Origin of the sequence: Catenulispora acidiphila DSM 44928 (genome assembly GCF_000024025.1) — a bacterium.
GTDB lineage: Bacteria > Actinomycetota > Actinomycetes > Streptomycetales > Catenulisporaceae > Catenulispora > Catenulispora acidiphila.
This window is the reverse complement of the sequence record NC_013131.1, coordinates 6,740,039-6,765,738: the sequence shown is the minus strand read 5'-3', so window position 1 is coordinate 6,765,738 and position 25,700 is coordinate 6,740,039. Positions and strand designations below refer to the sequence as shown.

The following is a 25,700-nucleotide window of genomic DNA, read 5'->3' as shown; positions in this document are numbered from 1 at the left end:
GTTGCCGATGTTTGCCGCAGTATTTCACTCTTCTGCTTCCGTGTTTCGTAACGCGGCACCTATAGTGCGGCCCATGTCTTCTCGACTCGACGACATAGCCCGCCAGGCCGGGGTCAGCAAAGCCACGGTCTCCCGTGTGCTCAACGAGCGCCCCGGCGTCAGCCCGCAGCTGCGCAAAGCGGTGCTGACCGCGCTGGACGTCCTGGGCTACGAACGTCCCTCCCGTCTGCGTCCGCGCAGCGCAGGCCTGGTCGGTCTACTGCTCCCGGAGCTGGAAAGTCCGATCTATCCGCTGTGCGCACAGGTCATCGAGACCAACCTGTCGCGCCAGGGCTTCACGCCGGTGCTGTGCTCCCAGACGCCCGAGGGCGCCGGCGAGGACGAGTACGTCGGCATGCTCCTGGACCGCGGCGTCTCCGGCGTCATCTTCGTCTCCGGTCTGCACGCCGACTCCGGCCAGGACCACTCCCGCTACCGGGACCTGGTCGCCCAACGGCTGCCGCTGGTCTTCGTCAACGGCTTCATCCCGAACCTGGAGGCGCCGTTCATCTCCTGCGACGACCGTGCCGCCGGCGAGCTGGCGGTGGCGCACCTGGCCGAGCTGGGCCACCGCAAGATCGGGCTGCTGCTCTCCTCCGACCGGCACATCCCAGCGCGCCGGCAGCTGTCGGGCTATCGCACCGCGATGGAGACCGGCTTCGGCGCCGGCGGCTACGACCCAGACCTGGTGGACATCTCCTTCCCCGGCGTCGAGGGCGGGTACGCGGGCGCCTCCAGACTGTTGCAGCGCAACGTCACGGCGATCGTCTGCGGCTCGGACATGATGGCGCTCGGTGCGATCAGAGCCCTGAAGCAGCACCACAAGCGGGTCCCGGAGGACGTTTCCGTGATCGGTTACGACGATTCGGTTCTCATGGGCTACACCGACCCCCCGCTGACCACCGTGCGCCAGCCGGTGCTGTCGATGGGCGTCGCCGCAGCCCGGACGCTCATCGATCAGATCCGCGGGGTCACCATCCGCAAGACCGAATCGCTGTTCTTCCCGGAGCTGGTCGTGCGGGCCTCCACCGGACCTCTTGCAGAAACGTAGAAACAGAAGGGCGCGGATCTGAAACAGCGACGCAAGAAGCTGCAACGGATTGTCCGGCGCGAGTTTCCAGTTAGGGTCTGCGGTGTCAACGGCGAGTCACGGCCGGACCCCCGCCGACATCAATGCTCTGACCTGTCTTCTTCAGGTCGGACGCAGGGCGAAACTCCTTTCCTTACAACTGACCTAAGGGGTCATGGTGAGATACCGTCCCTCCTTGACGACCGCCGCTGCCGCGGTCGTAGCGGCAGCTCTTTCCCTGACCGGCTGCTCCAGCTCCACCTCGAAGTCCGCTTCGGGGTCGGGCGCCTCGGCGACGTCGGCGTCCTCGCCCTCGGCGTCCGGGTCCAGCTCGGCGCCGGCCGCGGCCTCGTCCTCCTCCAGCGCGCCGCCGGTCCGCGACCCCAACACAGACCTGGTGATCTGGACCGACGCCCAGCGCGCCCCGGTCCTGCAGCAGTTCGCGCAGAGCTTCGCCGCCGCCAACGGCATCTCGGTGAGCGTCCAGCCGGTGGCCACCGACCTGCAGTCGGCGTACGTCACCGCCACCGCCGCCGGCAAGGGACCGGACATCGTGGTCGGCGCCACCGACTGGATCGGCAACCTGGTGCAGAACGGCGCCATCTCGCCGCTGCCGCTGACCGCGGCGCAGAAGGGCTCCTTCCAGACCACCGCGCTGAACGCCGTCACCTACAACGGCCAGGTCTACGGCGTTCCCTACGCGACCGAGAACCTCGCGCTGATCACCAACACCGCCGAGGCCGCGGCGAACCCGGCGACCTTCGAGACCATGGTCGCCGACGGCCAGGCCGCGGTGAAGGCCGGCAAGGCCTCCGAGGCGTTGGCGATGCAGATCGGCCAGCAGGGCGACCCCTACACGGCGCAGCCGCTGCTGGGCTCGGCCGGCGGCTTCATCTTCGGGACCAAGGCCGACGGCAGCTACGACCCCTCGCAAGTCGGTGTCGACAACGCCGGCTCCAAGGCGTTCGCCGCGCAGCTGGCCAAGTACGGCGAGAAGGGCCAGAACGTCTTCAAGCGCAGCATCGACGCCAACAACGCGGTGTCGCTGTTCACCTCCGGCAAGACCCCGTACCTCATCTCCGGTCCGTGGGCGCTGGACCAGATCCGCAAGGCGAATCTGAAGTACTCGATCAGCGCGGTCCCCGGCTTCGCCGGCATGGGCCCGTCGCAGCCGTTCGTCGGCGTGCAGGCCTTCTACGTCTCGGCCAAGGCCAAGAACACCGCGATCGCGCAGGAGTTCACGCTGAACTACCTGACGAAGAAGGACGTCGAGGAAGCGCTGTACAAGGTGGACCCGCGCGCGCCCGCCCTGACCGACGCCTACAACGATGTGTCCAAGACCGACCCGGACATCGCCGCCTTCCAGGCCGCGGCCGCGCACGGCGTCGTGCTCCCGCAGATCCCCGCGATGTCCGCGGTGTGGGGTCCGCTCGGGATCGCCGAGGCGGCGATCGTCGGCGGCGCCGACCCGAACACCTCGATGGCGGACGCCGCCACCCAGATCAAGGCCGCTATCGCCAAGGGCTAGCCGCCTGGAGAGCCCTCTTTCCGAAGCCGTCCTTGAAACACAGCCGTCCTTGAAACACAGCCGTCCGTGAAACACAGCCCTCTGTGAAACACAGCCGTCCGTGAAACACAGACCTCCGCACGGTGCGGCGGCCCGAATTGCCCCCGGGTCGTCGCACCGTACGGAGCCGAGAGAAAGCAGGAGAGCGGCCATGACTGCCTCGCCCTCGGAGCGTCTCGCGCGCTTGTCGTGGCCGCGGGTCGTCTTCGTCGGGCTGGTCGCCGCCTTCGCGGTCGTCACGATCCCGACGCTGGTCGACAAGCACTCGTGGACCGGCGTGACGATCTCCGTCGCGGTGACGGCGATCCTCGCCTACGTCTACCTGACGCCGAAACGGATCGCCGCCCGGTTCCTGGTCCCCGGCACGATCCTGTTGCTGGCCTTCCAGGTCTACCCGATCGGCTACACGATCAGCACCGCCTTCACCAACTACGGCGACGGCCACCGGTTGACCAAGACCCAGGCTGTGGCGCAGATCGAGGCCGACTCCGTGATCGAGCAGCCCGGCGCGCAGCGCTACGAGCTGTCGGTCGCGACCAAGGCCTCCGACACCTCCGGCGCCTTCGTCTTCTTCCTCACCGATCCGGACGGCAAGGTCGAGCGCGGCGACGCCTCCGGGCTCGCCCCGGTACCGGACGCGCAGGTCACCAAAGACCAGTTCACCGGCAAGGTGATCACCGCGCAGGGCTGGCACATCCTGACCGGCATCCAGGTCAACGGTCTGGGCCCGCGCCTGGCCTCGTTCGCCGTGCCGACCGGTACCGGCTTCATCAAGTCGGTGGGCTTGTCCGAGGCGTACGTCGGCCACTTCACGATGACGTACGACGCCTCCGCGCAGACCATGACCGACACCCGGACCCACACTGTCTATAAGGAGTCCGGCGGTGAGTTCAAAGCCGCCGACGGCTCCGGGAAGACGCTGCCGATCGGCTGGAAGATCGGCGTCGGGTTCAAGAACTTCACCTCGGTGCTGACCGATGCGGCCATCCGTGGTCCGTTCCTCAGAGTCCTGATCTGGACGATCGCCTTCGCGATCCTGTCGGTGCTGACCACGTTCGGCTTGGGTCTGCTGCTGGCAGTGGTCATGGACCATCCGCGGATGCGCGGCCGAAGGCTGTACAGCTCCCTGCTGTTGCTGCCGTACGCGATGCCGGCGTTCATCTCCACGCTGGTCTGGTCGAGCATGTACAACAAGGACTTCGGCCTGCTGAACAAGCTGTTCGGCACGCACATCGACTGGCTCGGCAGCCCGTGGGCGGCGCGCGGCTCGGTGCTGCTGACCAACCTGTGGCTCGGCTTCCCCTACATGTTCCTGGTCTGCGCCGGTCTGTTGCAGGCGGTGCCGCAGGAGCTGAAGGAGGTCGCGAAGGTCGACGGCGCCTCGCCGCTGCGGGTGTTCCGCTCGGTGACCATGCCCACGGTGCTGATCGGCGCGATGCCGCTGCTGATCGCCTCCTTCGGCTACAACTTCAACAACTTCAACGTGATCCGGCTGCTGACCGACGGCGGTCCCTACCCCTCCGGCAGCTCCACCGCGGGAGACACGGACATCCTGATCAGCTACACCTACCGGCTGGCGTTCGGCGGGCAGGGCGCGCAGTACGGCCTGGCCTCGGCGATCTCGTTCCTGATCTTCGTGCTGGTCGGCCTGATCTCCTACACCGGCTTCCGGCAGACCCGGCAGTTGGAGGAGGTGTACGCCCGATGATGAAGGACCGCCTGTGGTGGCGCCACCTGATAGGCCTGGCGGCCTTGGTGTTCGCGCTGGTTCCGATCCTGTTCCTGGTCTCCGCGGCGCTGAACCCGGTCGGCACGCTGTCCACGACCTCGCTGATCCCGACCGGAGCGAGTCTGTCCAACTTCAGCAAGCTGTTCCACGACCCGAACTCGCCCTACGTCCGCTGGTATGTCAATACCCTGGTGATCTGCGGCGTCTCGGCGGTTCTCAACGTCCTGATCGGCGTCAGCGGCGCGTACGCCTTCTCCCGGCTGCGTTTCCGCGGTCGGCGACCTGGTCTGACCGGCATCCTGCTGGTGCAGATGTTCCCGAACTTCATCTCGCTGACCGCGCTGTATCTGACGTTCATCAGCATCGGCGACGTGCTGCCGGCCGCCGGTCTGAACACCTCGCTCGGGCTGATCCTGGTGTACCTCGGCGGCGCGATGGGCGTGAACACCTGGCTGCTCAAGGGATATCTGGACACCATCCCCAAGGAGCTGGACGAGGCCGCGCGCATCGACGGCGCGACGGAGAACCAGGTGTTCTTCCGCGTCATCCTCCCGCTGGCGGTCCCGATGCTGGTGGTCGTCGGGCTGTTCTCGTTCGTGTCGTTCCTGAACGAGATCCTGCTCGCCGGGGTGTTCCTCACCGACACCACCCACAAGACGCTCGCCGTCGGCCTGTACGGACTGGTCTCGGGCAACCACAACACCGACTACGGCGAGTTCGCCGCCGGCTCGCTGCTGGCGGGCGTCCCGGTCGTCCTGATCTACCTCTACCTCCAGAAGTATCTCGTCAAGGGCTTGACGGCCGGCGCCGTCAAGGGCTGATCCGCATCGTTCGCACAGGAGAGGCACCATGCAAAGACGCCGCAGACTTACGCTGGTCGGCACGGCCGTGAGCCTGGCCGCGGCCACCGCGGTGACCGCCGCCGCGGCTCCCAGCTCGGCCGCCCCGGCCCGGTCGGCCGCCGCACTGAACGCCGCCGCGCTGAGCTCCACGCCGGTCAGCACCGGCGACATGACCAACGACGTGATCTACCAGCTGCTCACGGACCGCTTCTACGACGGCAACACCGGCAACGACAATCCCTCCTCCTCGCCGAACCTGAACGACTCCAGCCACAACAACTGGCAGGAGTACTGGGGCGGGGACTTCGCCGGCGTGAGCGCCAAGATGCAGTACCTGTCCGACCTCGGCGTCGGCGCGATCTGGATCTCCCCGCCGGTGGAGAACGTCAACGTCCCGGTCCCGGACAGCACGACCGGTGCTACCACCGCGGGCTATCACGGTTACTGGGGAATGGATTTCTACACCCCCGAGCCGCACTTCGGGCAGTGGGCGGACTTCGACGCCATGGTGGCCGCGGCGCATGCCAAGGGCATCAAGGTGATCATGGACTGGGCGGTCAACGACTCCAACCCCGAGGACACCAGCAACCCGAACTACGGCGCGGGCGGCGCGCTGAAGCAGAACGGGACCACGCTGTCGACGTACGACAACGACCCGAACGGCTACTTCCACCACAACGGCGGCGTCGGGGACTACAGCAACCTCTACGACGTCGAGTATCAGAACCTGTTCAACCTCGCCGACCTGGCGCAGGAGAACCCGGCGGTCACCAACTACGTGCAGGGCGCCGTCGACACCTGGCTCTCCCACGGCGTGGACGGCATCCGCATGGACGCCGTCAAGCACATGCCCGGCGGCTGGCTCAAGGGCTACGTCGACCACATCGAGAACTCGCACAGCGTGTTCATGTACGGGGAGTGGGCCGACCCGAGCAGCGCCCCGCTGTGGTCGGACGAGGTGAAGTTCGCCAACACCGATGGGCAGTCGCTGGAGAACTTCGACCTGAACACGGCGGTGCGTGACGTCTTCGCCAGCAACGCGAACATGTCGGAGCTGGACTCCGAACTGAGCCGCCAACAGAGTTCCATCAACTGGTCCAACGACCTGGTGGACTTCGTCGACAGTCAGGACGAGAACCGCTTCCTGTCCATCAATAACAACACCACGCTGCTCGATCAGGCGACCGTGGTGAACATGACCGTGCCGGGCATCCCATCGGTCTACTACGGCGATGAGCAGTACCTGCACAACGACACCACGAACTCCTTCGGCCAGGTCGGCGGCGATCCCTACAACCGGGCGCAGATGACGTCCTTCGCCGAGACCAGCCGCAACTTCGCCGTCACCCAGAAGCTGGCCGCCCTGCGCAAGGCCAACCCCGCCCTGCGTTACGGCAGCTCGACTCAGCGCTGGCTCAACAACGACGTCTACGTCTACGAGCGCAAGTTCTACAACAACACGGTCCTGGTCGCGGTGAACAAGAGCAAGACCGCGAACTACGCCCTGACCGGCCTGAACACCTCCCTGCCCGCCGGCAGCTACAACGACGTCCTCAGCGGCGCCCTCGGCGGCGGCACCCTGACCGTCAGCACCGGCACCGGCGGCAACAACCCCACCGGCGCCTACACCCTGAACGCAGGCCAGGCAGCCGTATGGTCCTATGCCGCCCCGACCGCCTCCACCCCCGAGGTCGGCAACATCGGCCCGACCATCGGCCACAGCGGCGACGTCGTAGCCGTCACCGGCACCAACTTCGGCACCACCGCCGGCACCGCCACGGTCGGCGGCACAGCCGCACCAGTGAAGTACTGGTCGAACACCGAGGTGGACCTGGCAATCCCCGCCGGCGCCACCGCAGGCCTGGACCAGGTAGTGCTCACCTCCTCCGCAGGCACCGCCAGCAACGGCATCGCCTACCACGTCGAGTCCGGAACGCAGGTCCCCGTGACCTTCACCGTGACCGGCACATCCACCTCACCAGGCGACGAGATCTACCTGTCCGGCAACGACGACGAACTCGGCAACTGGAGCACCGACACCGCCACCGCCATCGGCCCACTCCTCGACCCCAACTACCCGACCTGGTTCAGCCTGGCCAGCGTCCCAGCCGGAGCCACCGTCCAATTCAAGTTCTTCATCAAGCACACGGACGGCACAGTCACCTGGGAAGGCGGATCGAATCACACGTACACCGTCCCGGCTTCCGGGACGGGGACTGTGACCGTCGCCTGGTAGGGCGCGTCTCTGGTTCCTGATGAACAGGCGGCGACCGGGTTGAGGGACCCGGTCGCCGCCGCCGTAGCTGTCAGATCATCCGCTGAATACCGGTCGGCGCATCACCGTCCGCAGCGGCCTCGGCGGCGGCGCGCTCGATGCCCCATGCCAGCTCCTCGACCGTTTCCGGGGCGATGGCGTGGGTGTCGAAGTGCAGCGCGACGGCTAGCGCGCCGTCGGCGTCGTCGATCGTTATCGACAGGGCCTCGGTGGGCTCCGGACCGCGGTGCAGCCAGGCGAACGTCGAGCCGTCGCGGTGCTGCTGCGGCTCGCGGGGGTGCGGGGCGGCGGTGGTGGCGTACTGGACGGCGGGTTCGGTGCCGTGGCGGTCGTTGAAGAACATGGCCAGGCCCGTCTCGCGGCTGGCGAGCATCGCCTCCAGCGCCTGGGGGTCGAAGTACGCGTTCTTCATCGCTGCGATTGTGGCGCCGCGTGAGCGATCCACGGCCTCGTCGAACGTGGTGCCGCCGAGTTCCAGCACCAGCAACCCGCTCTGCGCCACGAAGCACACCACGTCGGCCAGCGCCGGACGGAAGCGGTTGCCGACCCTCGGGCGCATCAGCACGCGGTCGGTATCGGTGAGGCGGGCGAACGCGATCGCGGTCACGGCGGCGAGTACCGCCGAGTCGTCCACCGCGCGCCGCGCCCCGACGATCGCCACGTTGCGGGCAAGCGCGGGGGAGACCAGGCGCCCGGACCAGTGACGCGTCGGACGCGGCCCGGGCTGTACCGTCGGCGGCGGACCGTCGGCCAATCTGTCCAGCGCCTTGGCGAAGTAACGCAGGGTTCTGTCACCATGCCGCTGCCCGGTCTCTGACGCCTGCCACGCCGCCTGCTCCAGCGGCTGCATGCCCGCCGGCTCGGCGTCCTCGCGCGCCGCCACCTCGCGGATCATCACCGCCGCACCGCCGGCATCCAGCGCCAAGTGGTTCATGATGACGACCAGGTGCGTGCAGACGCCGCCGCTTCGCACGACAGCCATCCGCACCGGCCACTCGGCGCGCAAATCATAGGGTCGGCGTCGGTAGACGGCCTCGACGCGTGCGGCAAGAACATCAGGGTCCTGACCTGGTGGGGTGTGGTAGACCTCAAGAAAGGTCTCGCCGGACGCCGCCACCCACTGGCGAACCGCGCCGTGCGCGCTGTCCTCGCCGTCCTCGGCGGCGACGTCGAACACGAGCCGGGTCCGCATCGCCTGGTAGCGCCCGTGCAGATAGGCCAGCTCGGCGGCGACATCCTCCACCCGCGTCCCAGGCGCCAACGGCCGCCGCCCACCCTGCGGCAACCAGTTGCGCTGACGCACCATCGTGGCCCAGATATCCCGCTGACCCCAGGTCAAAGCAGCCCGCCCGCACCCCGCCCCGCCGAACGCCACCCGCACCCGCTCGGCAGGCAACGGCTCCGCCCCACCCCCCGCCCCAAGCCCCGGCAACCACGCCCCGGCATCCAACCCCCGACCCACCCCCACGCCGCCCCGCACCCGCCCCCCTCGCGCTTAGCTACCGCGCCGTTGCGGCAACCCGGACCGCGATCCCGCTCCGGCCGGAGAGCCAGGATAGGGATATGAGGGTTCTGTGATCCACCGGATCCACGACTGGTTCCACTACCGGGTCCACGACCGGGTCGGTGCGGATACGATCGCGCCCATCCGCCGCCGACGTGGAAACCGCCTCAGCGCACCAACTCAAGCAACCGCCGCAGTGCATCAGCCCAAGCAGCCGCGCCGCACCCTCCAACTCCCTCGCCGCCGCGCCTCAGTGCGCCGCATCCTCCAAGCCCGCCGCCGCAGCGCACCAGCCCAACCAACCGCGCCGCACTCTCCAAGTCCCTCGCCGCAGCGCATCAGCCCAAGCAACAGCCCTACCGCGCCGCATCCTCCAAGCTCGCCGCCGCAGCGCACCAGCCCAACCAACCGCGCCGCTTCCTCCAAGTCCCGCGCCGCCGCGCCTCAGCCCAACCAACCGCCCTACCGCGCCGCATCCTCCAAATCCGCCCCCGCGCCCAGCGCGATCGGCGTCCCGACGCGCTCGATCACCTCCCAGTCGTAGTGCATCGGCACCAGCTTCGCGGCGTACCACTCATCGCTCTGCTCGGGGACCACCCAGCCGCTGTTCTCCCAGTTGCCGAGGTCGAAGACGTACCGTGCCACCGAGCCGGAGGTGGCCGCCGTCGTCTCTATCCCGTGCAGTCCTGCGGCGCGGACTGTTTCGTTGTCGCCGGGCAGGGGGCGGCCTGCGATGGCGGGGATGCCGGGCAGCAGCGCGGTGAAGCGGCACTGGTGCAGGCGTCCCCAGGTCCAGTCCTCGATGTCTGGGCCGATCTCCTTGTCCAGGCGCTCCGCTGTCTGGTCCAGGGCGTGCCCGACGGCGTCCGACCACGTCCCGAAGATGGTCTCGTCGCCGGTGCGGGCTCCTGCCAGCAGTGCCTGGAACGACAGCCACAGTGTGCCGGTGCGCTGCTGGTGGGTCAGCAGCTGTGCGTGCGAATTGCCCGACTCCGGCAGCGGTACGGTCGACAGCAGCTCGCGGCGCGCCTCGGTGTACACCGTTGCGGCGATGGAGCCCAGGCCCATGGTGCCGTCCCAGGTGCGCAGGATCTCGAGGAGCTGTGCGCGGCGGCTGCCCTCCGCCGACTTCACATGCTCTAGTGAGGCCACGAAGTCGCGCGCGGTCAGTGATGCTACGTCGCCGTGGATGCGCTCCATCGCCGTGCGGTCCAGGGCGACGCCGGCTGCGATGCCCTCGCGCAGCAGCTGCAAGATCCGTGTGGCGCGGGCAGGGCCGGCGAAGTCGTGCGCGACGTACGGTGTGGTGGAGGCGGTGGGCCTGTTGTTCGCCGAGACCAGGAGTCCTTCCTGCGGGTCGCGGGCGGCCGGCATGTCGTCGAAGGGTACCCAGCCCTGCCAGGCGTACTCCGGCTCCCAGCCCGGTACCGCGGCCCACGAATTCGCCTCGTCGCGGTGGGGCACGCGTCCGCGCAGCCGGTAGCCGATGGCGCCGTGCACGTCGGCCATCATCAGGTGGTCCACCGGGACCGCCCAGCCGCGCATCACGTCGTCGAGTTCTGCCACCGAGCGCGTCGTCAGCATCGGCAGCAGGCAGTCCAGCGTGCGGTCGGCCTCGGCGAGTCCGGTCCAGCGCAGCGCGAGCCCGGTGTTGGCGGCGGAGTCCTGTACCACCACGCCGCCGCGCGGGCTGCTGTGCACGGTGATCCGCACCGGCTCGGTGTCCCGCACCGAGATGACCTCGGTGCGCGCCTCCAGCCGGTCCAGGTTCTCCACGAACAGGTCCTGGTCGTCCGCCATCCCGTGCGTGATGCCCCACGCCACATGGGCGTTGTGCCCGAAGTGCGGGAAGCCGGGCACGCCGGGGAACGACAGCCCGATCGCGTCGAAGGCCTCGCAGGACACGTGGTTCTGCCAGTACGGACCCGGCGTCTCGAACGGCCGGTGCGGATCCCCGGCCAGTAGCGGAAGCCCGGAGGCGGTGTGCGCCCCGGAGACCACCCAGTTGTTGCTCCCCGCCGCCGGGTCCGCGGCCGCCGCGACGGTCTCCACCTCCGCGAGCCCGTTGAGCCACGCGCGGACCTTCTCCCCGTGCCCCTCCGGCGGTCCCTCGGTGTCCACCCGGTGCACCGCCCCGGTCGGCACGACCATCAGCTCGTCCCGGGCATTGGCGCGCACCCGCCATACCACCTCCGCGGGCGCCACAGGGAGCAACGCGGTCCGAAACAGCTTGTGCGCCATGCTTCCCATGCCGACGTGCCGCCCGAGGTAGACCGCGACGCTGTGCCACGGCTCCCACACCGCCGGCGGCTCCGGCAGGTCGCAGTCCGCGAGGCTTTCCGGCAGCGCGGCGTTCACTCCCTCGGCGTAGGCGACGAACACCGCCTTGGTTTCCTGCGCCAGCGCCTCATAGGAAAGGCGGGCCGCCGCCGCCAGGCCGACCCGCCGGGAGAACGTGTCGTCGGTGACCGCCCGCGATCCGACGACCTCCGACCACGTCCCCAAGGCTTTCCGCCGGACGTACTCCATCTGCAGCCCCCGGTCCAGAGCGGCGATGTGGCCCTGGGCGCGGAACGCCCCTTCGACCGACGCCGCGCGGGCGTGGGGGATGCCGTGTTGATCGCGAAAAGCCTCCATGGTCTGCCATTCTGCATGGCCGCGTGGCGATCGGCAGCAGGGTCTACTCCCAAACGACCTTCAGACCGTCACGCCGCCCAGCCCGCTCCAGCGTCCGCGTCACAGCCTCTTGCAGGGCCCTGAGCTGCTCCTCGTCGTCGGCGGTGACGTGCAGCACGAGGGCTGTCGGACTGGCCGTCAGATCGCAGCGGGCACTCCCGCGGGTTATCCGTCCGGTGGAGTCGGACGTGGCCTCGACGCTCGGACCGCGGTGCGCGGCGTGACCGATGCCGATGCCGACGTGCCGCATGCGCGAGGCGTGCGAACACAACTGTTGCAGGTAGCGCGATGCGCGATCTGTGGGGACGTGTCCCTCGGCGGTGGGCATATTCAGGATTCCTCTCGATTGCTGACACAGGTGACCATCCAGGCGGCGATCCCGTCCGGCGCGAGATTCGAGATGCTCCGCGTCTCGCGTACCTCCTCCACGGTCCAGCCGCGGGCGTCGGAGAACGCCTCGTCGATATCGGCGCGCGAGACCTTGTGCGGTGGGTTGGGCGGCCCGACGTGCCGGTCGCTGTAGCAGAGGACGTGCAACCGCCCGCCGGGACGCACTACCGAACGCAGTCCGGCGACGTAGTCCCGCCGCGCCTCCCCCTCGAAGGCGTGGAACACCAGCGAGTCCAAGACGGTGTCGAACGCCTCGCCGAAATCAGCCAACTGCCGCACGTCGTAGCGGACGAACCGCGCCCTGGCGCCCAGATCACGATCCCGCGCCAGCCCCACGGCACGCCGCAAAGCCTCGGCGTCCCGATCGACACCGGTCACGCTCAGTCCCGACGCCGCGATGAGCAGCGCGTTCTCCCCGAACCCACACCCCAGGTCCAACACCTCGCCGGTGAAAGCACCGGCTTCGACCAGTTCGCGAACCGCGGGCTGCGGGGCTCGCACATCCCACGGTGAGTGATGCGTCATGGACCCAGTTTTTCGATACAGTGTGTCTCTGTCAACAACACATCGTCTCGATCGCCGACAGGGTGGCTACCATGGAGCACGTGCCCAAGATCTGGAGCGACACCCTCGCCGACCACCGCGACTCCGTCCGGGAGGCCATCATCGAAGCCGCCGCGGCGCAGGTCGCCGAGCACGGCCTGACCGGCGTCAGCATGTCCGGCATCGCTCAGGCCGGCGGCATCGGGCGCGCCACGCTCTACAAGTACTTCCCGGACGTCGCCTCGATCCTGGCCGCCTGGCACGACCGGCAGATCGTCGCGCACATGGCAGAGCTGATGGCGGCGGCGGCCCGCGCCGAGGAGGCGGACCGCCTCGAAGTGGTTCTCAGCGCCTACGCGCGCGGCAGCCGCCGCGATCGCGAGGGCCACCACGGCGCCGCGATCGCGGCAGCCCTGCACGCCTCACCCCAAGTGCACCAAGCCCGCCACGCCCTGGAGCACTACATCAGTACCCTGATCGCCGAGGCCGCCGAGCGCGGCGAGGTGCGCACCGACGTACCGGCCGGCGAACTCGCGGTGTTCTGCGTGAACGCGCTGAACGGCGCCGGCCAGCTCTCGAAGCCGGCGGTCGAGCGGTTGGTGGCCGTCACGCTCGCGGGGCTGCGCCCCTAAGCTGGCGCCGTGAACAGCGCTGTGAACGACGCCGCGAATGAGACCTTCGACGATGAGGACGAGCCGATCGCCCACGTCGCCACCTGCCCCGTGACCCCGGCAGTCGCCGACCGGCTCCTCGCCGTGGCCCGACTCGCGATCGCAGACCTCGAGGAGTGGGAGACGCCGTTGCTGGACCTCGGATTCCTCGATGACGACCTGGAAGTCGACGACGCGCTGGCGCGCACCCCCGAGGGCCACCTCGTCTACGCCGAGGACTTCCTGTCGATGCCCTTCGCCTACTCCTACTACGTGGGAGGCGAGCTGAACCCGGAGGACTTCTGGGGCACGTTGCCGGGCTGGAGCAGCCGAACCCACGTGGGGCAGACAGCCCTCGACGCCTTGATCGAGGCTGCGGTCCACGCCTTCACCGCCGCTGTCGGCGCCGCACCGACGGTGGACGTCAAAGGCGCCAAGGGCAGGCGCTACATCGCTTGGTCGGTCGGAAAGGACAACACCCAACTCGCCGTCGCGCAGGCTCCGGAACCGTTCTCCTATTCGCAGGACGACCACGTCGCCGTGTTCATCGGCGACATCACCCCCGAGCTCATCATTCCGACATAGCCCCACAGCCGCGCGGCGCCCTCCAACAGCGCCGCCGAACGCTCGTCGAGCGACCGGCGGCGCTCAGCCAGCGCTTCCAGCAGCGCCTCCGAGCCGCCGGTGCGGCGCAGACCGTCGATGATCGGCCGGATGCGGTCGAACATGTAGGAGCTCTCGCGCAGGGTCTGGATGATGCGGGCATCGCGCACGTCCCGCGCGCCGTAGAGGCGGTATCCGGTCCCTGATTCGCGCGACGGAGCGAGCAGACCCGCAGCCTCCCACACCCGCAGCGCCGACGTCCGCACGCCCAAAAGCCGTGCCAGCGCCCCGACCCTGAGCCCGTCCGGGGCGTCGGTCGCAGGCTCCTGATTCACGACCGCAGACAACGTGCGCTCGATCTCCAGCAACGACGCGCGGCCCTGGTGCAACGCCGCGTGCGCCGCGTCCACAAGCTCCAGTGCCTCCTTCGTCCGGTCCTCGCCGACCGCCGCCACGATCGCCCGCGCCGCCTGCGCGCCCAGCCCTGGGACCAGAGCCGTGTAGGCAAGGAGCGCAGCCAAATGCCTTTCGTCGTAACGCCGATACCCCGACTCGCTCCGCTCCGCCTCGGGAAGCGCGCCAGCGGCTTCCAAGTTCCGGACTTGCTGCGTCGACACGCCTGCGGTACGAGCCAGATCCACCGGACGCACAGCGAACGCTCCCTTCAAGCAAGGCCTTCAACCCCGGAGTTTAAACTTTCGCCCTCACTCTCGCTGGCAGCCGCGCAAAAGTATCAACTAGGAGTTCAAAGATAAACTTTAATCATGCAAAACGTGACGGAATGGATCGAGGTCCGAGGAGCCCGGGAACACAACCTGCGGGCCGTCGACGTGGCGGTCCCGAAACGCGCCCTGACCGCCGTGACCGGGGTGTCCGGCTCGGGGAAGTCGTCGCTGGTGTTCGACACGATCGCGGTCGAGGCCAGACGCCAGCTCAATGAGACACTGCCCGCCTTCGTCCGCGGCTTCCTGCCGGCGCTGTCCCGGCCGGCCGTGGACGCCGTGGAACACCTGCCGGCGGTCATCACCGTGGACCAGCGGCGGCTGCGCGGCGGCGCGCGCTCCACGGTCGGCACCATCACCGACATCGCGCCGCTGCTGCGCCTGCTGTTCAGCCGCGCCGGGCAGCCGTCGGTGCCGCACGTGGACGCCTTCTCCTTCAACATGCCGGCCGGGATGTGCCCGGGGTGCGAAGGGATCGGCGAGGCGACGGTCGTGGACCTGGACGTCTTCCTCGACCGCTCGCGCTCGCTGCAGGATGGGGCGCTGCGCTGCGAGGTCTTCGCCGTCGGCAGCCGGAACTGGCAGATCCTCGCCGGATCCGGACGCCTCGACCCGCGGCGCCCGGTCGCCGAGTACACCGAGACCGAACTGCACGACCTGCTCTACGCCGACGACGGCATGGTGGCGATGGAGTTCCAGGGCCAGGGTTACAACGCCTCCTACGAGGGCGCGGTCACCAAGTTCCGTCGGCTCTACCTGGACCAGGACCCTGAGATGCGCAGCGGTCGGACGCGCAAACTGGTCGCCGCGTACACGACCACCGCCTGCTGCCCCGACTGCGGGGGCACCCGGCTCTCGCCGCTGGCGCTGTCCAGCCGCATCAACGGCTCCACGATCGCGGACCTATCGGCCATGCCCGCCTCGGATCTGGTGAAGGTGCTGGAGACGATGGCCGATCCGGCGATCGCCCCGCTGCTGAACGCGCTGTGGGCGCGGCTGGAGGACCTGGTCGGCATCGGGCTGGGCTACCTGAGCCTGGACCGGCGCACCGCGAGCCTGTCCGGTGGGGAGGCACAGCGCGTGAAACTGGTGCGGCAGTTGGCTTCCAGCCTCAACGACCTGTTGTACGTGTTCGACGAACCGAGCATCGGGATGCACCCGCGCGACGTCTCGCGCATGACCGATCTGCTGCGGGCGTTGCGGGACAAGGGGAACAGCGTCCTTGTCGTCGAACACGACCGGGATGTCATCGTGGCGGCGGACCACGTCATCGACCTCGGACCCGGCGCCGGGACCGCGGGCGGTGAGATCGGCTACACCGGCGACGTCGCCGGGCTGCGCGGATCGGCGACGCTGACCGGGCGGTTCCTCGACGAACCGGTCCGGCTCAAGGCCTCGGTCCGCGCCGCCACCGGCAAGCTCCCGGTCGTCGACGCCAGGGCGCACAACCTGACCGGCTTCGACATCGACGTCCCCACCGGCGTGCTGACCGTGCTCACCGGCGTGGCCGGCTCCGGCAAATCCTCGCTGGCCCACAACGTCCTGCGGGTCCAGCACCCGATGGTGATCGCCGTCGACCAGGCGCCGCCGGGAGCCAACCGGCGCTCGACCGTCGCCACCTACACCGGCGTGCAGGACCCGATCCGCAAGGCCTTCGCCCGCGCCAACGGCGTCGATCCGGCGCTGTTCAGCGCGAACTCGGCCGGGGCGTGTCCGGAGTGCGCCGGGCTCGGCGTGATCGAGCAGGACCTCGCCTACCTGGACACGGTCACCACGACGTGCGCGGCGTGCCACGGCCGGCGCTTCACCGAAGAAGTGCTGCGCTACCGGCTGCGCGGCCGGTCGATCGGCGACGTGCTGGAGACCACGGTCGCCGAGGCCGCCGAGTTCTTCGCCGCCGACCGCCGGGTCTCCCCGGTCCTCGGCACGCTGGCCACCGTCGGACTGGACTACCTGCGCCTCGGGCAGCCGCTCACCACGCTGTCCGGCGGCGAGAGCCAGCGCCTGAAACTGGCCGGGCACCTCTCCGAGCCCGGCGGTGTCTACGTCCTCGACGAACCGACCACCGGCCTGCACATGAGCGACGTGCGACGCCTGCTGGCGGCCCTGGACCGGCTGATCGACGAGCACGGCGCCACGATCGTCGTGATCGAGCACAACCTCGACCTGGTGGCGCACGCCGACTGGCTGATCGACCTCGGACCCGAGGCAGGCAGCGACGGCGGCCGGGTGCTGTACGAGGGCCCGCCCGCCGGCTTGCTGCACGCCCGGGGATCGCACACGGGGGAGTACCTGCGGCGCGCGGTGGAGGCGGCCGGCGTGGAGGCTGGCGGCGTCGAAGCGGCTGGCGTGGAAGAAGCCGGTGTGGCGGAAACCGCTATCGACAGCGCGAGCGCCGTGAAGGCCGCCCGGTGACCCCCGAATTCCTCACCACCGTGGCCGAATCCGCCGGCCGCGTCGCCGACACCCTCCAGTCCCTGCCCTTCCGCGCCGACCGTCCCTACGATCCGCGCCCGGTTGCGACCGTCGCCGCCGAGGAGTTGGCTGTGTTGTGGGGCGTGGTCGCCGCACTAGGCCGTCCGCTGGTCGTCGACACCCCGACCAAGGCCGAACCGCTCGGCGTGGATCTCGCGGGGCTGATGAGCTTCCTGCAACTGGTCGCGGTCCTCTATCACGGGCTGGAGACGGTGCCGCCGGTCCTGACCGTGAGTGCGGGCCGGAACCTCTCGGCGACGCACCTCATCGCGCGCCGCGTCCGCGACCGGGCGCGCAAGGAGGCGATCGGCAGCTCGGCGGGATCATAGACTTGCGTTCTTGCCCGGGCTTTCCGGGCGGCTAAGGAGGACTGATATGGCTAAGCGCGGTAACAAGCGGCGGGGTCGCAAGAAGAAGGGCGCGAACCACGGCAAGCGCCCCAACGCCTGATCGGCGTCCCAGGTCCCGCTCCGAGCCTCGGCTCTGGGCGGGACCTTGTCGTTGCTGGGGCTCCGGCGGGCTGTTTGATACGCATCTCATACCTTCAGCAGCTCATGTATTATGAGTTCCGTATCAACGAGCGATCCGAACCCGACGGAGACCCGCTATGAGCACCGACCCGGCCACGAGCACCGCCGGCCGCATCGACTTCACCTTGATGTACATCACCCACGACGCCTTCCGCCGCGACCTGTCCCGGCTGCGCCGTGCCGCCGCCGAGGGCCGCACCGACAGTGTCGGCGTCCATGACGGCTGGGAGAACTTCAAGCGCCAGCTACACGTCCACCACACCGCCGAGGACGAGGCGCTGTGGCCGCGCGTCGAAGCCGCCGGCGCCGCGCGCCCCGACACCGCCGAGATCCTCGCCGCCATGGCCGCCGAGCACGCGCGTCTGGACCCGCTGCTGGAAGCCGTGGATGTCGCCATGGAGGAGCGCAGAGACTCCGAAGACCTGGCCGGAGCAGTGGCGTTCCTGGAGGCGGCGCTCAACGACCACATGAAGCACGAAGAGCAAGCCGCGCTCCCGCTGATTCAGGAAGTCCTGACTCCCAAGGACTGGGCCGCCTTCAGCCGCGCGATCGCCCGCAAGCAGAAGCTGTCCGGCGCCGCCGCCTACGTCCCGTGGGTCATCGACGGCGCCGACGACGCGCAGCGTGCGGCGTTCTTCACCGCTATGCCCGCCCCTGTCAAGGTACTGAATCGCATGTTCTGGAGCTCGCGGTATCACAAGCGCCATCCGTGGGTGTGAGGACACCTCGTTCGCGCGCGGTGATCGACATCTCTTTGACGCCTGCCCCGCACGGCCCTACGCTGCCCAAGCAAGGCACTGGGACAGGAAGCCGGTGGGAATCCGGCACGGTCGCGCCACTGTGAAACCCCAACCTCGGCAGGCAGCCGAGGCCGGGGGTAAGTCAGACCCTCCCCAGTCGACCCGCTCCATCGATCAGGGACGCTGGATCCCGAAGGAGGGCTCACTGTGAGCACCATGCCTGTCACCCCTGCCTCCACCTCCATTCCCACCCCGCTGGTGGTCTCGGCCGCCAAGGCGCGGCTGTGGATGGGCGGCGCGCTGCTGTTCGGCCTGCTGGCGTACTACTTCATCGGCGTCGATCAGGGCGCGGTGTCGGTGTTCGGCAGCGACCTGCACGTCCACGAGTTCGTGCACGACGCCCGCCACCTGCTCGGGTTCCCCTGCCACTGACACCGGCGGAGGATCAGAGCACTGATGGAAAGACGCCTCATCACGCGCGGCCTCGTGGCCGGCGCGCTGGCCGGCCTGGTCGCGTTCTGCTTCTCGCGGATCTTCGCCGAGCCGGCCATCACCAAAGCGATCGCCTACGAGAGCGGTCGCGACGCGGCGCAGGCGGCCCTGAACCGGGCCGCCGGCCTGCCGGTGGAAGCCGCCGGGCCGGACCTGTTCAGCCGCACCGTGCAGAGCAACCTCGGCATCGGCGTCGGTCTGATCGGCTTCGGCGCGGCGATGGGAGCCATCTACGCGGTGGTGTACCTGCTGTGCCTGGGCCGGGTCGGCAAGATCCAGCCGAAGGTGCTGGCCCTGCTGGTCGCCGGCGCCGGACTGGCCGGGATCTACCTGGTGCCGTACCTGAAGTACCCGGCCAACCCGCCGGCGATCGGCCACCCCGAGACGATCAAACCGCGCACCGGGCTGTACCTGACCATGGTGATCTGCTCGGTGGCGTTCATGCTCGCCGCGATCTGGCTCGGCCGCCGTCTGGCTCCGCGCTTCGGGAACTGGAACGCCTCGCTGCTGGGCGCGCTCGGCTTCGCCGTCGCGATCGGCATCGTGATGGTGATCCTGCCCTCCCTCGGCGAGCTGTCGGCGAACGTGCACCTGTCCGGTCACCACGCCACGGAGACACCCCTGCCGCTCGCGGATGCCAAGGGGAACATCGTTTACCCCGGCTTCCCGGCCGACGCCCTGTTCTCCTTCCGCTTCTACTCAATCTGCAACCAGGTCATCTTGTGGGGCGCGCTCGCTCTGGTCTTCGGACCGCTCGCCGAGCGCGTGCTGCGGCCGGCGATGCAGCCTGCCGAGGCCGCCGGGGGCGCCGGCGTCGCCCCGGCGGCGGTGTGACGGCTGCCGGCGACGGCGTGACGGCCCTGGCGCCGGTGAGCGACGAGCTCGCCGCGCTGGGGCCGTTTTTCGCGGTGGAGTTCCACGAGGCGGGAAGCCTCGCCTCGCCGTGGCAGCAGATGAGCTCCCTGACTGACTTCCCCTGCTCTCCCGACGTTCCCGACGTCCCCGACCTCCTCGACGCTCTGGCGGAGCGGGTAGCAGCAGTCCGCGCCTTTCTCGCCAGCGGCACGGCGCAAAAGACGTCGGCGGTGGAGCTGCGGGTCGCGGCGTCGGTCGTGCATTTGGGACTCGTCGCGCGTGTGCTCTCGCCGTTGCTCGCGCTGGCGGTGCTTCACCAACGCTACGGCTCCGTCCACGCCGCGGATCTGAGATGGCAGCCGACGCTCGGCAGCATGTTCCCGCTGTCGGTCCGGGCATCGGCGCTCGCCGCTGACGGCGCGACGTTCGCGGACGGCGTGCTGGCGGCAGGCGTGGTCGGCGAGTTCGGTACGGCGATCGCGCGCTTCGGCGTCAACGAGCACATCGTGCGTGGCAACGTCGCCTCAGCCCTGGCCGGCGCGGGCAAGACTCTCGCTGCTGCCCGACCTGATCTGCGTGCTGATATCCAAGCTCTGATAGATGAGCTTCTGGCGGGACCCGAGCTGGCTGGATCGGGAGGCTTCCAGCCCGACGGCGCCTTCCGCCGCCGCAGCTGCTGCCTCATCTACCGCGCCGCCCCGACCCCGACTCCTACCGGCAACCGCGACGGCGCGCTGTGTGGCGACTGCGTCCTGGCGCCGGAGCATGGTCCAATGGAGATCTAGACCGAAGCAGGACGAGGAGCGGGACCATGCGCATCGCGGTGTCGGCGGACGAGGTGGCCGGAGTGGCTGCGCAGATCGGTCCGGAACTGGAGCGCCGAGGTCACACGGTGCTCCTGTTCGGAGCCCTGGTACCTGGCGAGCGCGCCGATTGGGCCTGGTCCGCGGAGGCCGCCGCGCGAGCCGTCGCCGAAGGCCGCGCGGACCAGGCGGTCGTGGCGTGCTGGACCGGTGCCGGGGCGTCGATCGCCGCGAACAAGGTGGACGGCGTCCGGGCGGCGCTGTGCACCGACGCCGTGATGGCCGACGGAGCGCGCAAGTGGGCCGACGCCAACGCCCTCGCCCTGAGCCTGCGCCTCACCTCCCAGCCGCTGCTGATGGAGATGCTGGACGCCTGGTTCGCCGGCGCGCCGAGCCCCGATCCGGTGGACGCGGCGAACGTGGCGCACGTCGCCGAGATCTGACGCCACGTCGTCAGGCTGCGGAGCCCGCGCCATAGCATGAGGCATGAAGATCGACCGGCTGTCCCAGAGCGCGGGTGTCCCGCAGCACCCCTTTCCGTTCGACCCGGCCTACGGCCTGGACCTCGACGGTCTGCTGAAGGTCGCGGCGCCGGACACCGTGCCGGCTGACTTCGCCGAGTTCTGGCAGGACATGTACCGCCGCGCGCTCGCGACTCCGGTCGATCCCCGGCTCGGCGCCAAGGCCGGGAGCACCGCCGCCGGTCTCGACGTCTTCGAGGTCTCCTTCACCTCGCTCGGCGGCATCCGGATCGGCGGATGGATCGTCGTCCCGCCCGATGGCGTCGTCGAGCGCGGGTTCGTCGTCGGCCACGGCTACGGCGGCCGCGACGAACCGGCTCCGGAGCTGCCCGCTACCGACGCGGCCGGAATCTATTTCGTGGCACGGGGATTGCCGACGAAGAGCCTGCTTTCCGGCGTCCCGTCCGAGGCGCCCGGACACGTATTGCAGGGCATTGAGTCGCGGGCGGACTACATCATCGGCGGCTGTGTCGCCGACCTCTGGTGTGCGGCGACGGCGCTGACCGAGCTGTTTCCCGCGACCGCACGCCGCCTCGATTACACCGGCGTCAGCTTCGGTGGCGGGACCGGGGCGCTCGCACTCCCGTGGGATGCGCGGTTCACGGCGGCGCAGCTGATGGTCCCGACCTTCGGCAACCACCGGCTGCGCGTGACGCTGGAATGCGTCGGCAGCGGCGCGTCGGTGCGGGAGCGCTACCAGCACGACCCGCGGATCCTCGACGTGCTCGCCTACTTCGACGCCGCGACCGCCGCACGCCACGTACAGATCCCGGTCCAGGCGGTGCCCGCGCTGTTCGACCCCGCAGTACCGCCGCCCGGCCAGTTCGCCGTCGTGAACGCCCTGGCCGGGCCGGTCGAGACACAGGTGGCGACCGCCGGGCACTTCACGGACTATCCCGAGTACGAGCAGGAGATGCTGGAACTCGGACGCGCCACCAAGCAGTTCTTCGCCGAGTAGAAGCGGCGCTCATGATGGCCTCGCAGGGGGCGCAGTTCGGTGGAGGGTGGCTGGGTTGCGCTGGCGGCTGGCGGTCTTCGTTGTTTATGACACGACGCGCAGTCGCCGCCGGAGGCCCTGCTTCTGACTTTGACTTCAGGTACCCACCAAACGCGGCAGACGCCCGCCAGGCCAACGCGTGGGCAGTGACTCGGACCGGCGCGTGGTCGTGTCGCTCCACCACCGCCGGCCGCCAACGCGACCCGGACACGCTCCATCGAACTGCGCCCCCTGCGAGGCCATCAGACCATGCTCGAAGACGTAAAAAGCTTCTGAAAACCAACAAACCAACCGCACCAGCCGCCCACACCATCCACACATCAGTCAGGGGCGCCGCAAAAGCCACCCTCAGTCGCGCGGCTGGACCGGGCGCATCGGCCTCGGCGCGCCCGGGGCCCCGCCGGGCTTGGAGGTGTTGCCGGGCACTCCGACGCAGGTGAAGATCAGGCCGTCCGGCGCTTCGGGGTCGCCGAGCAGTGCGGGGATCTCGGAGTCCAGGAACGTCATGCCGGTGGCGCCGGCGCCGAGTGCGTAGGCGGCGAGATGCAGGCGGCCCTCGACGAGACCGGCGGCGAGTTGGGCGTCGCGGTATTCGCGCTCGGACAGTTTGGTGATGTCGGTCGCGGCGATGACGACGAACGCCGCGTCCCGGCCGAGTGCCTGATCCAGGCAGACGCGGTACAGCTCCGCGCGCATCTCTTCAGGGCTCTGAGACCGGATCGGCTGGTCCAGGTCCGGCCAGCGGTACAAGCCTGAAGGCAAGCCGGTCACGTCGTGGACGGCGACCCAGTGGGGGACAGCGATCCCGCGCATCGCAACGGTCATGCACGTACGCAGCGTCTCCAGCGGCAGACCACGGCTGGGATCCATGCGGCGTTGGGAGCCGCGCTTGCTGATGACCTCATCGAGCGTCGGGGACTGGGCCGCTTCGGGTGTCGCCAGTGCGGCAGGCGTCGCCGCGCCGAAGTCCCACGGCTCGCCGAGACGATCGGTGTCGCCGGCATGCTGAGCAGCGGTGATCAATGGGAACTCCACGGCTGCGGCATCGGTGAGCCCTGCGACAGTCGCACCCGTCGCGGTGATCGAGGGCGCACCGTCGCCGAGGCTCACCACGGCCAGCGGCCACTCGTGGACACCATCGGCGCCTACGAGCTCTGACACACCCGCGTCGGGGAACTCGCTGAACAGCCGCGGGGCGAGATCGGCAGAGTCGGCGAGCGCGAGGACCTGCGAGAGCATCGTGCCGGCGTCCCAGTAGATGTGCCGGAATCCGCGCTCGGAGTAGCGCCAGCCGGTGCGCCACGGAATGCCGGTCACGACGAGCGTCGGCGCGCCATCGGGCTCCGCGGGCGGCGGACCGACGCGGACGAGAGCGTGCTCCACGGCGTCGTACCAATGCACCCCCGCAGGCAGATTCGAGCCGACGAGCGCCGGGATCGCCACGTAGATCTCCAGCGGGAAGCGATTGCCGGCCGAGCCCGCGGCGCGGTAGAGCTGGATTCCGTAGTCGCGCTCGACGGTTCGGACGACGCCCGCCGACAGGAAGAGCACACGGCTGAGCCCGGCCAGGTCGATCGTCGAGGTCTTATTCGCGCCCGCCGCCGATCCTGTCGGCGCCACCCCGGCGAGTACCGCCAGCGCAGTCGCGCGACCGACCGGCAGCTCTCGGGGCAGCGCCGTCCGTGGCAGATCCGCCGCGTAGGTCTTCACCGCGGGCGTGCGCCGCTGCGGATCGCAGGACACCACATCCTGCCGTATCCGCGGATCGTCCAGCGGCACGTCCCAGGGCCGCTCGGGAATGTACGAGGTCAGCCGGTGCAGGGTCCTGACAGGTGATGCGCTCTCGTCGCGTTCCATCCTCGATGTATACCGACCGCCCTCACCACTTACTCCCCGCCAAAGCCTCCGCCAGCTGCGGCAGCACCACGTCGATCTGCGCCAGCGCCCCGATGTGGTCGTGCCCGGCCACCTCGATCACCTCGAACCCGAGGTCGCGCAGCTCCGGTTCGTCCGCGTGGTTGTGGCGGCCGATCGCGGTGCCGCCGGCGGGGTCGAACGCGCGGCACTCCGGCTCGCAGTCCTGGCTGCCGTGCCACAGGATCTTCGGTCCGGGCAGCGCGGCCAGCGCGGCGCGGTCGTCGCGGGCGTCGCGCGCGGCCCACTGGCGGAACATCAAGTGCCCCATGTGGTGGTCCCCGGCCTTGTCCGGCAGGCCCGCCTGGACCAGCGCGGCGCGCGCGCCCTCCTCGAAGCCGAGCCAGTAGTCGAAGTCCGCCAGCAGCGGGAAGCCGCCGACCAGCAGTCCGCGCGTGCGGTCGCTGAGCGGAGCCAGGAAGCCGGCCAGGGCTGCCATCCCGGAGTAGCCGGCCAGCACGAAGCCGTCGAGCCCGGCGGCGTCGGCGACCGCGTGCAGGTCCGCGACCTCCATCTGGGTCGGGTACTCGGTGAAGTCAGGGCCCTGCCACGTACCTCCCGCACCCGGCTCGTCCTCGACCTCGCCGACGACCCGCCGCGGCTTGTAGCGCACCACCCGATAGGTCTCGGCCAGCGCCGTCCCCAGCGCCGCGAACTCGCCGCGGTGCCGGACCGGGAAGACGATCCCGGCGGCGTCCCAGGGGCCGACCGCGTCGTACCACAAGGTGTAGCCGTCACTCGTCTCGATCAGCGCCATCGCGGCCTCCCGGAATCCCCGCCCCGCCCTCGCTCCCCGCCCGGCCGGGGCGAAGTGCTCATCCCTGTTTCATACCACTGCGAGGCCAGGCATACGGAGGCAGTATCTGAGAAACATCCGGGCTGGCGGATATTCGCTGGCGCCGATTACTACGGAACAGTATTATCCGATTCCGTGAAGACCGTATCCGAACCATCTGCGGGCTCGGCCCTCCTCGCCCTGCAACGCGCGACCCACGCGACACTTCAGACACTCGCGTCCGAACTGGTGGACCTGGACCTCACGCCGTCGGAGACCAACGCCCTGGCCAACCTCGCCGACGGTCGCGGCCGCACCGTCTCCGAACTCGGCGCGGCGATCGGGACCAAGCCGACCACGCTGACCGGTGTCCTGGACCGCCTGGAGCGGCGCGGCCAGATCACCCGCGGCGTGCGCTCCGGCGACCGTCGCTCGGTGCTGATCGAGCTGACGCCCTCGGGGCAGAGCACCGCCGACGCCATCAGCGCCACGATCGCAGGGCTCGAACAGCGAGCCCTGGCGGATCTGGGTCCTGAGAAGGTCGCGGCGTTCCACGAAGTCCTGCGCGCCCTGACGGAGGCCTCGCGATGACATTCCAGACACTGTTCGCCGAAGTCACCGCCGGAGACCAGCGCTTCGGCCACCGGCAGCACGTCCACCTGACCTGGCTCGCCGTCCGGCACTACGGCATCGAGGAGGCCGTCAGCGTGGTGAGCGACGGCATACGCCAGACCGCCCGCTATGCCGGAGCGCCGCAGAAGTACCACGCGACCGTCAGCCGCGCGTGGGTCGAGGCGGTCGGCTACCACGTCGCCGAGCACCCGATCGACGACTTCGGCGGCTTCGCCGAGGCGAACCCCGCCTTGCTGGACAAGCGATTGCTGTCCCGTTTCTACTCCTCGGCGGTGCTGGCCTCGGCGGAGGCGCGCGGCGGTTGGGTGGAGCCGGACCGGGAGCCGTTCCCGTGGATGGTCGAGAGCTGAGACGCG

The 25,700-nt window shown here is 69.4% G+C and carries 26 protein-coding genes; 18 read left to right on the top strand and 8 right to left on the bottom strand.

What is annotated here, in order from left to right:
- Positions 1–73: 73 nt before the first annotated feature.
- On the top strand, positions 74–1,090 hold the full coding sequence (locus tag CACI_RS29015) for a LacI family DNA-binding transcriptional regulator (RefSeq protein WP_015794444.1): 1,017 nt from the start codon (positions 74–76) through the stop codon (positions 1,088–1,090).
- A gap of 183 nt (positions 1,091–1,273) precedes the next feature.
- On the opposite strand, the gene CACI_RS52895 is transcribed toward CACI_RS29015, so the two are convergent.
- Positions 1,274–1,498 carry a hypothetical protein gene (locus tag CACI_RS52895; RefSeq protein WP_223297274.1) on the bottom strand — a complete coding sequence of 75 codons (225 nt, stop codon included), beginning with the start codon at positions 1,496–1,498 and terminating at the stop codon, positions 1,274–1,276.
- A gap of 7 nt (positions 1,499–1,505) precedes the next feature.
- On the opposite strand from CACI_RS52895, the gene CACI_RS29010 reads away from it, so the two are divergent.
- From CACI_RS29010 to CACI_RS28995, 4 genes are all read left to right on the top strand, one after another.
- Entirely contained in the window at positions 1,506–2,636 is a 1,131-nt protein-coding gene (locus tag CACI_RS29010) for a sugar ABC transporter substrate-binding protein (RefSeq protein WP_223297273.1), read from the top strand.
- 190 nt (positions 2,637–2,826) lie between these two features.
- Positions 2,827–4,383 carry an ABC transporter permease subunit gene (locus tag CACI_RS29005; protein ID WP_015794442.1) on the top strand — a complete coding sequence of 519 codons (1,557 nt, stop codon included), beginning with the start codon at positions 2,827–2,829 and terminating at the stop codon, positions 4,381–4,383.
- Entirely contained in the window at positions 4,380–5,225 is an 846-nt protein-coding gene (locus CACI_RS29000) for a sugar ABC transporter permease (RefSeq protein ID WP_015794441.1), read from the top strand. Before CACI_RS29005 ends, CACI_RS29000 begins: the two co-directional genes overlap by 4 nt.
- 28 nt (positions 5,226–5,253) lie before the next feature.
- Positions 5,254–7,482, top strand: coding sequence for an alpha-amylase family glycosyl hydrolase (locus CACI_RS28995; RefSeq protein ID WP_015794440.1), 2,229 nt, complete (start codon positions 5,254–5,256; stop codon positions 7,480–7,482).
- A gap of 70 nt (positions 7,483–7,552) precedes the next feature.
- Here the strand turns inward: CACI_RS28995 and CACI_RS28990 are convergent, their stop codons facing one another.
- From CACI_RS28990 to CACI_RS28975, 4 genes are all read right to left on the bottom strand, one after another.
- Positions 7,553–8,827: a condensation domain-containing protein gene (locus CACI_RS28990; protein WP_143765429.1), complete on the bottom strand. Its 1,275-nt coding sequence runs from the start codon at positions 8,825–8,827 to the stop codon at positions 7,553–7,555.
- A gap of 660 nt (positions 8,828–9,487) precedes the next feature.
- Complete coding sequence (locus CACI_RS28985; protein ID WP_015794438.1) at positions 9,488–11,662, bottom strand: penicillin acylase family protein; 2,175 nt, start codon at positions 11,660–11,662, stop codon at positions 9,488–9,490.
- Between the two features lie 43 nt (positions 11,663–11,705).
- A complete protein-coding gene (locus CACI_RS28980; protein ID WP_015794437.1) occupies positions 11,706–12,029 on the bottom strand; it encodes a DUF2218 domain-containing protein in 324 nt (107 codons plus the stop codon).
- Between the two features lie 2 nt (positions 12,030–12,031).
- On the bottom strand, positions 12,032–12,616 hold the full coding sequence (locus CACI_RS28975) for an SAM-dependent methyltransferase (RefSeq protein ID WP_015794436.1): 585 nt from the start codon (positions 12,614–12,616) through the stop codon (positions 12,032–12,034).
- Positions 12,617–12,687: 71 nt separating this feature from the next.
- Between CACI_RS28975 and CACI_RS28970 the strand changes: the two genes are divergently transcribed.
- Positions 12,688–13,266, top strand: a complete 579-nt coding sequence (locus tag CACI_RS28970) for a TetR/AcrR family transcriptional regulator (protein WP_015794435.1) — start codon at positions 12,688–12,690, stop codon at positions 13,264–13,266.
- Between the two features lie 9 nt (positions 13,267–13,275).
- The gene (locus CACI_RS28965) at positions 13,276–13,869 is read left to right on the top strand and encodes a hypothetical protein (RefSeq protein ID WP_015794434.1); all 594 of its coding nucleotides are present in this window, start codon (positions 13,276–13,278) and stop codon (positions 13,867–13,869) included.
- Here the strand turns inward: CACI_RS28965 and CACI_RS28960 are convergent.
- Entirely contained in the window at positions 13,800–14,528 is a 729-nt protein-coding gene (locus tag CACI_RS28960; protein WP_223297670.1) for a MerR family transcriptional regulator, read from the bottom strand. The genes CACI_RS28965 and CACI_RS28960 overlap by 70 nt on opposite strands.
- 123 nt (positions 14,529–14,651) lie before the next feature.
- Here CACI_RS28960 and CACI_RS28955 point away from each other — a divergent pair, with 123 nt between their 5' ends.
- From CACI_RS28955 to CACI_RS28920, 9 genes are all read left to right on the top strand, one after another.
- Entirely contained in the window at positions 14,652–17,024 is a 2,373-nt protein-coding gene (locus CACI_RS28955; RefSeq protein ID WP_015794432.1) for an ATP-binding cassette domain-containing protein, read from the top strand.
- The gene (locus CACI_RS28950; RefSeq protein WP_015794431.1) at positions 17,021–17,413 is read left to right on the top strand and encodes a hypothetical protein; all 393 of its coding nucleotides are present in this window, start codon (positions 17,021–17,023) and stop codon (positions 17,411–17,413) included. The genes CACI_RS28955 and CACI_RS28950 overlap by 4 nt, the downstream gene beginning before the upstream one ends.
- 46 nt (positions 17,414–17,459) lie before the next feature.
- Positions 17,460–17,534, top strand: coding sequence for a 50S ribosomal protein bL37 (locus tag CACI_RS54400; RefSeq protein WP_370343036.1), 75 nt, complete (start codon positions 17,460–17,462; stop codon positions 17,532–17,534).
- Positions 17,535–17,691: 157 nt separating this feature from the next.
- Positions 17,692–18,333 carry a hemerythrin domain-containing protein gene (locus CACI_RS28945; protein ID WP_015794430.1) on the top strand — a complete coding sequence of 214 codons (642 nt, stop codon included), beginning with the start codon at positions 17,692–17,694 and terminating at the stop codon, positions 18,331–18,333.
- Between the two features lie 237 nt (positions 18,334–18,570).
- Positions 18,571–18,786 (top strand): CbtB domain-containing protein, encoded by a 216-nt coding sequence (locus CACI_RS28940; protein ID WP_041542622.1) that lies wholly within the window; start codon positions 18,571–18,573, stop codon positions 18,784–18,786.
- Between the two features lie 24 nt (positions 18,787–18,810).
- Positions 18,811–19,680, top strand: coding sequence for a CbtA family protein (locus tag CACI_RS28935; RefSeq protein WP_015794428.1), 870 nt, complete (start codon positions 18,811–18,813; stop codon positions 19,678–19,680).
- The gene (locus CACI_RS28930) at positions 19,677–20,486 is read left to right on the top strand and encodes a (2Fe-2S)-binding protein (protein WP_015794427.1); all 810 of its coding nucleotides are present in this window, start codon (positions 19,677–19,679) and stop codon (positions 20,484–20,486) included. Before CACI_RS28935 ends, CACI_RS28930 begins: the two co-directional genes overlap by 4 nt.
- 26 nt (positions 20,487–20,512) lie before the next feature.
- Complete coding sequence (locus CACI_RS28925; RefSeq protein ID WP_015794426.1) at positions 20,513–20,947, top strand: RpiB/LacA/LacB family sugar-phosphate isomerase; 435 nt, start codon at positions 20,513–20,515, stop codon at positions 20,945–20,947.
- Positions 20,948–20,990: 43 nt separating this feature from the next.
- Positions 20,991–21,983, top strand: a complete 993-nt coding sequence (locus CACI_RS28920; RefSeq protein ID WP_015794425.1) for an acetylxylan esterase — start codon at positions 20,991–20,993, stop codon at positions 21,981–21,983.
- A gap of 387 nt (positions 21,984–22,370) precedes the next feature.
- On the opposite strand, the gene CACI_RS28915 is transcribed toward CACI_RS28920, so the two are convergent.
- Both CACI_RS28915 and CACI_RS52890 read right to left on the bottom strand, forming a co-directional pair.
- Entirely contained in the window at positions 22,371–23,879 is a 1,509-nt protein-coding gene (locus tag CACI_RS28915; RefSeq protein WP_015794424.1) for a SagB/ThcOx family dehydrogenase, read from the bottom strand.
- 22 nt (positions 23,880–23,901) lie between these two features.
- Positions 23,902–24,693 (bottom strand): alpha/beta fold hydrolase, encoded by a 792-nt coding sequence (locus tag CACI_RS52890; protein WP_015794423.1) that lies wholly within the window; start codon positions 24,691–24,693, stop codon positions 23,902–23,904.
- A gap of 174 nt (positions 24,694–24,867) precedes the next feature.
- Between CACI_RS52890 and CACI_RS52885 the strand changes: the two genes are divergently transcribed.
- Together CACI_RS52885 and CACI_RS28900 are read left to right on the top strand one after the other, a co-directional pair.
- Positions 24,868–25,302, top strand: coding sequence for a MarR family winged helix-turn-helix transcriptional regulator (locus tag CACI_RS52885; RefSeq protein ID WP_015794422.1), 435 nt, complete (start codon positions 24,868–24,870; stop codon positions 25,300–25,302).
- Complete coding sequence (locus CACI_RS28900; protein ID WP_015794421.1) at positions 25,299–25,694, top strand: hypothetical protein; 396 nt, start codon at positions 25,299–25,301, stop codon at positions 25,692–25,694. Before CACI_RS52885 ends, CACI_RS28900 begins: the two co-directional genes overlap by 4 nt.
- The last annotated feature ends 6 nt before the right edge of the window (positions 25,695–25,700 follow it).